An 8,764-nucleotide genomic window follows, 5' to 3' on the forward strand; every position below is an offset into this window, starting at 1 on the left:
GTGAGGGGAATGGCAGTTGCAGAAGGCAAGTACATTTATGGTGCTATTGCCTCTCGGGAAGCCAGAAATTTTGGGCCTATTGGGGTAGGAGACCGTAATGACCTGGTATACACTATAAATTACCGTGATCTGGCTATGGTAGTCAGCGATTCACCAATAATAATCTATGATCCAGACCGGAAGCATGCGTTGCAGCATGAGCGGGTTCTCGGCGAAATAATGAAAGAATTTACTGTAATTCCTGCCAGTTTTGGACTGATTTTCAAATCGGAGGCGGATGTACAGGAACTGCTGAAGAAGATTTACGAAGAAGCCATGGAAGCGTTGAAAAATTTGGATAACAAGGTAGAATTGGGCCTGAAAGTACTTTGGAAAAAAGAGTATTTCGCTGCAGAAATCGAAAAAGGATTCCCCCAGTTAAGGCAATTGAAAGCGGCGGCAGCCAGAGAAAGTCCCAAATACCGAAAGCAGGTATTTTCTAAAAAATTTCAGTTGGGGCAAATGATAGAAAACATTGTAGCCCAAAAAAGATCCAGGTATATCGGCGAAATTTATTATGGGTTGCAAAGGTACGCGGTAGCTTCTGTTGCCAATGATCTTATTACCAATCGTATGATTTTGAACGCAGCCTTTTTGGTAGACAAGAACCGCGAGCAGGAATTTGACGCGCAGGTGAGCCGTTTTTACCAAAAATACCGGGAAAAATTGGATTTTCGATATACGGGCCCCTGGCCGCCGTATAATTTCGTAAAAATACTGCTTAAGCTAAAAGGAATTGGTGTGGTGAAACGCTAATGCTGCTCATTGATGATATTTTACTATTTCCCTTGAAAGGGACGGCATGGGTTATTGACCAGATTATTCAACAAGCGCAAAGGGAGCTAAGTGACCCACAAAAAATAAAGCGAGAGCTGCTAGAACTGGAGCTGCTCTATGAAATGGATGAGATTAGCGAAGAAGAGTACCGAGTAAAAGAAGCAGAATTGCTGAAACGGTACCGAATCGTGAAGGAGTGGGAACAGGAGGAGCTCTCAGACACATGAAGGAGGGGTTTCGAAGATGCTGCAAGGAAATGACGCTATTCAGCAGCCGGCTCAAGAGGCTGTCTATTTGTACTGCATCACCGGGGAGAGTACCGGAGAGTATCCTGCCGGTTTAGGAACGCGGGGAGTTGACCCGGCCAATCCTGTCTATTCAATACCTTATCGAAACCTGCGGGCCGTAGTAAGCAAGGTACCGTTGGATGAATTTGGCGAGGAAGCACTAAGGACCAGGCTAGAGGATATGGACTGGATCCGTACCAAAGGCATGTTGCACGAGCGGGTGATTAGGCAAGTGATGTCTAAGTGTACGGTGATCCCGATGCGATTTGCTACCATTTATCGAGATGATAGGCGGATCCGGGAAATTCTGGCGGAAAATTATTCGAATTTTTCCGGCATTTTGCTTTGGCTTGAGGGGAAAGAAGAGTGGGGAGTGAAAATATACTATAGACTGCAGGCTATGGAAGAACATGTTATTCGCTTCAGCCCGCAGGTGGGGGATTTAAAGCAAAAGATAGCAGTTGCTTCTGGGGGGCAAGCTTATTTATTAAAGAAAAAGTTATCTAAAACGGTACAAGAAGAGATAGACCGATTATTGTTTGCTCACGCAGAACAATGTTACGGGCGCTTGAAGAAGCTGGCGGTTAGTTCCTGCACCAATGATTTGCTGGACAAAAAGGTCACGGGAAAAGACGTGGATATGATTTTAAATGCAGCATATTTGGTTGAGCAACAAAAAATAAATGAATTTTTATCCGAAGTGATACGTTTACAAAAAGATTACCCTTATCTGGAGTTCGATTATTCAGGTCCTTGGCCTGCATACAATTTTTGCACAGTATCAGGAAAAGGAAGCGATGAACATGCAAGAGCCAAGTAGCCAAAAGAAGATTACGTTACTGGAAACCATAGACCGGGTCCTAGATAAAGGGGTTGTGATTGCCGGCGATATAACGATCTCGGTCGCCGACGTGGACCTGATTTATCTAGGCTTACGCCTCCTTTTATCGTCGGTAGAAACAATAAATACTCTGAAACAGGACGAACCGGAAAGATACAGGGAGGTAAGCAGCAGTTGAGCCTGGGAGTGTATCTATACTGTATTGTTAAAAGCAGCCAGTATTTTGTTATTCAGCACCGGGGTATGCACGGCCGCGATATCTATAGTATTCCGTATCGCAGTTTGGAAGCTATAGTAAGCGATTTAGCCGGCCGTACTGTTGACATTAGGGAAGAAAATATTCTTTTACATGACCAGGTCGTTGAAGAAGCCATGCAGCACGGTACCGTACTGCCGGTTAGATTTGGCACCGTATTTCACGGCCGGGAAATGGTAGTTTCGCTGTTGAGAAAGTATTACTCTATGTTTGAGAGGAAATTGAGTGAGTTGGAAGACAAAGTGGAATTTGGGTTAAAAATCATCTGGCCCGGAGAACAGCTCAAAGCGAAAATTAATGCGGAACAACAAAATAGTCAACTTTGGACAAATCAGACCGAAAGCACACCCGGTAAGCAGTATCTGCTTAAGAAATTGAGAGAATATCGTATCCAACGGTCTCTAGAGGAACAGGCCGACAAGCTAATCGGAGATATTGATGCGGAGCTCCGGTTATATGCTGAAGCTGGTCGTTTGAGCAAGCTACGAACGGAAAGGCTGCTGTTAGATGCGGTGTACCTGGTCCGGAAAGAGCAGTATAAAAATTATCAGGAGAAGGTTGAGCAGATTAAGCAGAAGTTTCCTTCCCTAAAGTTTTTAAGCAGTGGGCCCTGGCCTCCATATAATTTCGCGGGGTTTGAGCAACCGCTTTCAATTGGCGATAGTGTTTCACTTCCCTGAGGGGAAATATGATAAGGAACGTCTTGGAACTACCAACTAAAGGAGGAGAGAGCTATCGTGGGTACACGGGTGGAGTCAGAACCGGGGGCTTTGGATGAATTCGTTGAAGAAGTGCAAAAGAGACAGGATACTGTACCGCGTAGAATTAATGCTGATCCTGAAAAGGTTGAACAGGGGCTGGCCAAGTTAGTGCTTACCCTCATAGAACTGATCCGCAGGCTATTGGAAAAACAGGCAATTAAGCGGATGGAGGCCGGTTCCCTGAGTCCCGAGGAAATAGAAAGAGTGGGAATTACATTAATGAGACTGGAAGAAAAAATGGAGGAATTGAAAGAAGTCTTTGGACTGGAGGATGAGGAGCTCAACTTAAACCTTGGCCCGTTGGGAGATTTAATGTATTCAAAAACAATAAATTGGTAAAGGTGGGGAAAGACGTGACTGTACAACACGCTATAGAAACTACAAATCTGGCTGAACTGTTGGAAAGAATTTTGGACAAGGGGGTAGTAATTGCTGGTGATATTACCATCAACCTGGCGGATGTAGAGCTGCTGAAGATCAAGCTGAGGCTATTGATCGCTTCTGTGGACAAAGCTAGGGAGATGGGGATTAATTGGTGGGAAAATGACCCGTTCTTATCATCCCGAACCGACAAGACATCAGAAACTTAATCTTATATAATCCAGCAAGAAACTTTCCTGATGCTATTAAATTACTAACTACAGGGACGTGAAATTTAATTTGGGATAATGGTTAACATCTTTTCTAAAGCTTTAAAAGCTTGCTTTCTTATTTTTTCAGGAACGGTGATGCGAGGCTCCATATTTACGAGCGCCTGGCGTATCTTTTCCAAATTAGTGGCTTTCATGTTAGGGCAAATCAATCCTGGGGACAGTAAGAAGAACTGCTTGCCCGGGTTTTCCCGCTTCAACCGGTATATCAACCCCATTTCTGCACCTATGATTATTTTGGAAGTTTTGCTTTCCCGGGCAAATTTTGCTATACCTGAAGTACCTCCAACATAGTCTGCCTGCTCTACTACTTGAGGTGGGCATTCAACATGAACTGCTATCATTGCGTCAGGATGTACCTCGCGCACTTTTTTTATTTCTTCTGCTGTTACCCGCTGGTGGGTAATGCACTGTCCATCCCAAGGGATTATTTTTTTATCCGTCCGGGCAGCAACGTAACGAGCAACATTTCTATCCGGTACGAAAATCACTTTTTCCTCTGGTAACGAATTTACTATCTGTACCGCATTGGAAGAAGTACAGCAGATATCGCTTTCTGCCTTAACTTCTGCCGTGGTATTTATATAGCACACAACTGCTGCTTCCGGATGCTGGCGCTTTTTTTCCCGAAGTTCATCTGCCGTAATGGTTTCGGCCAGAGGACAACCAGCATATTTTTCTGGCAATAAGACGGTTTTGTTCGGAGCTAATATAGCTGCGTTTTCGGCCATAAACCTCACCCCGCAGAGTACAACTGTTTCTGCGTCGGTAGAGGCAGCCAAATGGGCCAACTCAAAAGAATCTCCCAGGTGGTCTGCTATTTCTTGAACCTCTTGCGGCTGGTAATTATGGGCCAGAATAACGGCATTTCTCTTTTCCTTCAGGGCAATGATTTCTTCTCTGATTGTTTCCCATCCCAAAATGTTTCCCTCCCCGAAACTGTATTTTGGCACTGGGTAGATAAAGTTACGGTAATTTTAGCTTAATCTTTTGCCATCGTCAATTGAAAAACAAAGGAAACCAGAAATAATTGTCTAATTTAATATCAGTTCAATAAAACTATGATGTTTTCACGAAGGGTCGTAACTTCAGTTGCTGTATTGGAGACGATTTGCATGACAAGCAATCTACTAGTTAAAGTTAGAAGCAGCAGCCTGTTTCTATTGGCTTTATTGTATTTAACGACATTATTTATAAAATGGAACTGGCTGGACTGTATTATTGACATTTTAATAATCGTGACCTTAGTCTTGAGTATGGTTGCAGTACACGGGACCTCCCGTATAATCGGTTATTCTCTGTTTATTATTGGCGCTATTCTTTTATATCATTATCACGTCCCCTTAACTGTATGGGGCAAGGCACTGAGAAGGAATCTTTATCTGCTGGTAATGTTCACTTTGGTTCCTTTATTAGGAATCCCCATTCGCCAAGGGGGATACATAGATGTCCTGAAGGGATTTTTCCGGCACTATGTCCGGCGGGACAACCAGTTCTATCTATTAGTTAAAGTAGTAACATTCCTGGTCGGAGTTATGATTAATGTAGCCGTAGTTCCACTGGTCCATCAAATTAGTTTGGCTAGCGAAAAAAGTAAAAACAGACGGCTTCTGAGTACCGCCCTTATTCGTGGTTTTGCGGCATCCATTATTTGGAATCCCGGTCATGCGGCAGTTGCGTTAACTATGGAACTAACAGGCGCCAAATGGCTGAAAATTTTTCCCTACGGTTTACTGATGAGTTTCATGGCTATTTTTATTGGCTGGCTCATGACCCTGCTGGAGGAAAAGAACCGTACTAATAGTCGAGGTTGTTCTCCCGCCAAGGAAGAAATGGAAATCGCTTGGAATAAAATTGTAGAACTCAGTACATTCGGCCTTTTGTTAATCGCCACTATTGTAATCATTTCGCTTTTAACCGGGATAACCACGGTTGTTGTAGTGGCAATGGTTTCCCTTGTTTTTCCTATAATTTGGTTGACAGTAATCAGGAAGTTACCCGTTTTCGTCGCTGAATTTAAGGATCAATACTTTAAAGTGAACTTGCCTAGATTGAAAAATGAAGTAGTCTTGTTTTTAGGTGCAGGATTTTTTTCTACCGCCGTAAGCGTCTCTCACTGGGATAACTTGGTCTCCATATTGCTCCAGGAAACTGTAGCCGGAAACGCCGTCGTGTTTTCCTTGGTAGTTATATCGTTGACTGTCCTGCTTGCCATGTTAGGGATTCATCCTATAATTACCGTCACTATCTTGGGCAGTTCTGTTCGACCGGAGTTTTACAATATTAGTCGTGACTTAATGGCCTTAATCCTCACTTCCAGTTGGTCGTTAGGTATAGCTGTCTCCCCTTCTTCCGGTCTTAACGTTACTATGTCGGGCCTGATAGAGCGTTCGCCTTTAGTTACTGGACCCAGGTGGAATGGTATATATGCGGTGATAGTATCAGTGATCATAATATTGATATTGAATCTACTCAATAGTTTCGGCTTGGTATAGTGTCATAACGCAGGACATATACAGTCATGTAATACTTGGTATGCAGAAGGACGCCGCCGGACTGTTGGAAGCAATACTAACTGGTTATGGCAAAGTTATGACAAAAAAGGAGCTTGGGAAATAATCCCAAGCTCCATTACCCTTGATTGTCCTGGAGCTGATGGCCGGATTCGAACCGGCGACCTGCGCATTACGAGTTCATAGATACCCCTTTTAGCCTATGGGCTGTACGCCGGAACCCTTGATTTTCCTGCGTTTTAGTCCAGTGAACTCCAAGGAAATCCATTCATTTCAGCCCCGTATGTTTGCAGAATGTCTGCAAATTTATATGCCTCAAACCCTTGTTACACAAGGCGTGCACGGCATCCCTGCGTAAAAATTCCGTCATTTTGCAAACACGAAAACAAATTATGCAGGCTTTTGCCCGCATCCAAACACCGGTTCACGCAGTTGTTCATTTTTGCTGTTAGCTTAAAACAAAACGCTTATCGCAAAAATGAAAATATCAAAAGAAACGCAAGACCTATCATAATTACAACTAGGCAACCCCAGTTATCCCAAAATTGTTTTCTTCGCCGTTCGGCCTCGTTTTTCTCAATTCTACGTGTAGCTACTTCTACAGCATTTTCCCAGGATGAATAGTTTCCTTCATCTGACGCATCGAAAATAGCCCCCGTTAACCGCCCGATACCTCTGCGCGCCCAGACCTCAAATTCATAACCATGTTCTTTTGCATATTGTTCTATTGCCTTAAACTTAGCTTGATTTTTCTCTAACCTAACCTCCGAGAGCGTTTTAATTTCGGCTATCACACGTCTCCCATCTCTGTATGTAACAAGTAAGTCGGGTATATAATATCTGACTTTTGAACCTGCGTAGTAACGAATTTTAAACGGCTCGACTTCGTAAGCAAGCACTTCGTCGTCGTTGTCTAATTTCTCGAACTCCATCTCCTCCAAAGGAGAACGGCATAAACAGAAACCACCTTTTACCTTGGAGGAGTACCACTCTTTAGGATAATCATCGTTGAAATTGCCATAAATATGTTCTTCAATCTCTATATCATCGTTAACAGAACCGTAAACTCCAGTAGCAGCGGTTGGAGGCAACAGTGACCGTACTTGTCTCCCGGATTTCTTTCCCGCATCAACCCTCTTAATTATGCGTACTCTTTTTCGTGTGAAAACAGTGCCTAATTTCTCGTAAAAGTCAAAATCAGAAAACTCATTCGGTTCAAAAACTTCCGCCAAGCTGCGTATCTTTCGCATTCTATCCAAGCGAAATGTCCTGTAGTCAAAATCCAATTCGCAAAAAGCCGTTAGATAATACCGTATTCCTTCCAAATATTTATCATATTCGAACAGAACCAAAGGACACACCGTACGCGTTGTCTTTTTCCCTTCAGCATCTACATAACTAAAACTTATTTTCTTTTTACTTTCGATTGCCTCCGATATACGTCGTCTTTTCTCCCTCATAATGATCAAGAGCCTTCCTAAAACCTGCAATTTGGGAGATAAAATCTCTTGATGGAGTGGTAAACAAATATTCCACATCCTTAGCAAATAACTTTACCCCCGAAAGCCCTCTAATCAAACATTATGTCCTTCCAGATAGGAAGTCTGCTGTACCTAAGGCAAGAGGTGAGATGCTGTTGTCAGCGTAAACTTACTGTTTCTTGCTCTTACCATTTTCACCAAAACCGTATTGCCACTTTTCCCGTTTCCGCCTCTGTCTCCACCCCCTCTTGCGGCAGGCATCCGTAGCCCACCGTTGACGGCCAGGCAGCAGCGGACGCCCGCAGCCACACTCACAAAGCAATTTTTCCACCGGCATAACCATCTGCATTAACGCAGCGGGAAAGACCGTATCAGCAAGTATTGTTAAACCATACTGATAAGTACCGTAGCGTTCCACTGATACCGAAACCGGAAAGCGCTTTAAGTTAGAACCGAGTACATCTCTAGCCCAAGTAACGGTTTGTCCACGCAGTGGAGGTGATAGCCTCAAATAATAGTCAGCAACATCCGGCGCCCTGTACTTAATAAAATCCACCCTAAATCCCTGCCGTCCCTCCGTAGGGTCAAACCAGGCACCTATCTGTCGTTTAGCAGTGTTTGCCTCACCAAACTTTTCCTGCAAATCCCGCAGAAAATCGGCAATATCAGACTGCTTTTTTACATCTAATACTACCTCTCGGTAGAATATTCCTCTATATTCGTACCTATTTGTATATGCCCGCATACCTCGCCATCTACACGGCATGAGAATGGGCGAAATTCTAGGACTGACATGGGACGATGTTGACCTTGACCGCGGCGTTATAACTATCAGGCAGGCCAGTATACAGCGAAATGCAAACAAACCGGAATTCGGACAGCCGAAGACGGCCAAAAGCCGCAGGCGCGTGGACATTTCCCCCTCGGTAGTTAGGGAACTGCGGGAGCACAGGAAGCGCCAGCTTGAATTAAAGCTGAAAGCAGGTCCGCAGTGGAAGGATTTTAACCTTGTATGCAGCCGTGAAGACGGGAGGTCGATAAACCCGCCGACTTTATCCAACAGATTCGGCAGGACGGGCAGCTAGGCTTAACCTGCCGGTAACATTCCACGGACTGCGCCACACCCACGCCAGCCTGCTGATAAAGGCGGGAGGGCCAG

The 8,764-nt window shown here is 44.2% G+C and carries 12 protein-coding genes; 9 read left to right on the forward strand and 3 right to left on the reverse strand.

The genetic code is table 11. The features are described 5' to 3' along the window. Nucleotides 1-9 precede the first annotated feature (9 nt). From KKC1_RS13815 to KKC1_RS13845, 7 genes are all read left to right on the forward strand, one after another. On the forward strand, nucleotides 10-795 hold the full coding sequence (locus KKC1_RS13815) for a GvpL/GvpF family gas vesicle protein (RefSeq protein ID WP_088555004.1): 786 nt from the start codon (nucleotides 10-12) through the stop codon (nucleotides 793-795). Further along, a complete protein-coding gene (locus KKC1_RS13820; protein WP_088555005.1) occupies nucleotides 795-1,043 on the forward strand; it encodes a gas vesicle protein GvpG in 249 nt (82 codons plus the stop codon). The genes KKC1_RS13815 and KKC1_RS13820 overlap by 1 nt, the downstream gene beginning before the upstream one ends. A gap of 16 nt (nucleotides 1,044-1,059) precedes the next feature. Beyond that, complete coding sequence (locus KKC1_RS13825; RefSeq protein ID WP_088555006.1) at nucleotides 1,060-1,923, forward strand: GvpL/GvpF family gas vesicle protein; 864 nt, start codon at nucleotides 1,060-1,062, stop codon at nucleotides 1,921-1,923. After that, nucleotides 1,907-2,122, forward strand: a complete 216-nt coding sequence (locus KKC1_RS13830) for a gas vesicle protein (protein ID WP_088555007.1) — start codon at nucleotides 1,907-1,909, stop codon at nucleotides 2,120-2,122. The genes KKC1_RS13825 and KKC1_RS13830 overlap by 17 nt, the downstream gene beginning before the upstream one ends. Next, entirely contained in the window at nucleotides 2,119-2,880 is a 762-nt protein-coding gene (locus KKC1_RS13835; protein ID WP_192868253.1) for a GvpL/GvpF family gas vesicle protein, read from the forward strand. Before KKC1_RS13830 ends, KKC1_RS13835 begins: the two co-directional genes overlap by 4 nt. Nucleotides 2,881-2,970: 90 nt before the next feature. Further along, on the forward strand, nucleotides 2,971-3,300 hold the full coding sequence (locus KKC1_RS13840; protein WP_368731573.1) for a gas vesicle protein K: 330 nt from the start codon (nucleotides 2,971-2,973) through the stop codon (nucleotides 3,298-3,300). Between the two features lie 14 nt (nucleotides 3,301-3,314). Beyond that, nucleotides 3,315-3,551: a gas vesicle protein gene (locus KKC1_RS13845; RefSeq protein WP_088555010.1), complete on the forward strand. Its 237-nt coding sequence runs from the start codon at nucleotides 3,315-3,317 to the stop codon at nucleotides 3,549-3,551. Nucleotides 3,552-3,616: 65 nt separating this feature from the next. Here KKC1_RS13845 and nadA read toward each other — a convergent pair whose 3' ends face one another. After that, nucleotides 3,617-4,531, reverse strand: coding sequence for a quinolinate synthase NadA (nadA, locus tag KKC1_RS13850; protein ID WP_088555011.1), 915 nt, complete (start codon nucleotides 4,529-4,531; stop codon nucleotides 3,617-3,619). A gap of 195 nt (nucleotides 4,532-4,726) precedes the next feature. Between nadA and KKC1_RS13855 the strand changes: the two genes are divergently transcribed. After that, nucleotides 4,727-6,106, forward strand: coding sequence for a C4-dicarboxylate ABC transporter (locus tag KKC1_RS13855; protein ID WP_088555012.1), 1,380 nt, complete (start codon nucleotides 4,727-4,729; stop codon nucleotides 6,104-6,106). A 485-nt stretch (nucleotides 6,107-6,591) separates the two neighbouring features. Here KKC1_RS13855 and KKC1_RS13860 read toward each other — a convergent pair whose 3' ends face one another. Together KKC1_RS13860 and KKC1_RS13865 are read right to left on the reverse strand one after the other, a co-directional pair. Beyond that, nucleotides 6,592-7,584 carry a WYL domain-containing protein gene (locus tag KKC1_RS13860; RefSeq protein WP_192868255.1) on the reverse strand — a complete coding sequence of 331 codons (993 nt, stop codon included), beginning with the start codon at nucleotides 7,582-7,584 and terminating at the stop codon, nucleotides 6,592-6,594. A 190-nt stretch (nucleotides 7,585-7,774) separates the two neighbouring features. Next, nucleotides 7,775-8,350, reverse strand: coding sequence for a hypothetical protein (locus KKC1_RS13865; protein ID WP_088555014.1), 576 nt, complete (start codon nucleotides 8,348-8,350; stop codon nucleotides 7,775-7,777). 25 nt (nucleotides 8,351-8,375) lie between these two features. On the opposite strand from KKC1_RS13865, the gene KKC1_RS13870 reads away from it, so the two are divergent. After that, a complete protein-coding gene (locus KKC1_RS13870) occupies nucleotides 8,376-8,690 on the forward strand; it encodes a site-specific integrase (RefSeq protein WP_192868256.1) in 315 nt (104 codons plus the stop codon). Nucleotides 8,691-8,764 lie beyond the last annotated feature (74 nt).

This window comes from Calderihabitans maritimus (assembly GCF_002207765.1).
In the GTDB taxonomy this organism is placed as follows: Bacteria; Bacillota; KKC1; order Calderihabitantales; family Calderihabitantaceae; genus Calderihabitans; species Calderihabitans maritimus.

Bases quoted from the DNA above. Each gene is read 5' to 3' on its own strand.
- KKC1_RS13865 (WP_088555014.1), bottom strand. From the start codon at position 8,350: ATGCGGGCATATACAAATAGGTACGAATATAGAGGAATATTCTACCGA.
- KKC1_RS13855 (WP_088555012.1), top strand. From the start codon at position 4,727: ATGACAAGCAATCTACTAGTTAAAGTTAGAAGCAGCAGCCTGTTTCTA.
- KKC1_RS13815 (WP_088555004.1), top strand. From the start codon at position 10: ATGGCAGTTGCAGAAGGCAAGTACATTTATGGTGCTATTGCCTCTCGG.
- KKC1_RS13860 (WP_192868255.1), bottom strand. From the start codon at position 7,584: ATGAGGGAGAAAAGACGACGTATATCGGAGGCAATCGAAAGTAAAAAG.
- KKC1_RS13830 (WP_088555007.1), top strand. From the start codon at position 1,907: ATGCAAGAGCCAAGTAGCCAAAAGAAGATTACGTTACTGGAAACCATA.
- KKC1_RS13825 (WP_088555006.1), top strand. From the start codon at position 1,060: ATGCTGCAAGGAAATGACGCTATTCAGCAGCCGGCTCAAGAGGCTGTC.
- KKC1_RS13820 (WP_088555005.1), top strand. From the start codon at position 795: ATGCTGCTCATTGATGATATTTTACTATTTCCCTTGAAAGGGACGGCA.
- KKC1_RS13870 (WP_192868256.1), top strand. From the start codon at position 8,376: ATGGGCGAAATTCTAGGACTGACATGGGACGATGTTGACCTTGACCGC.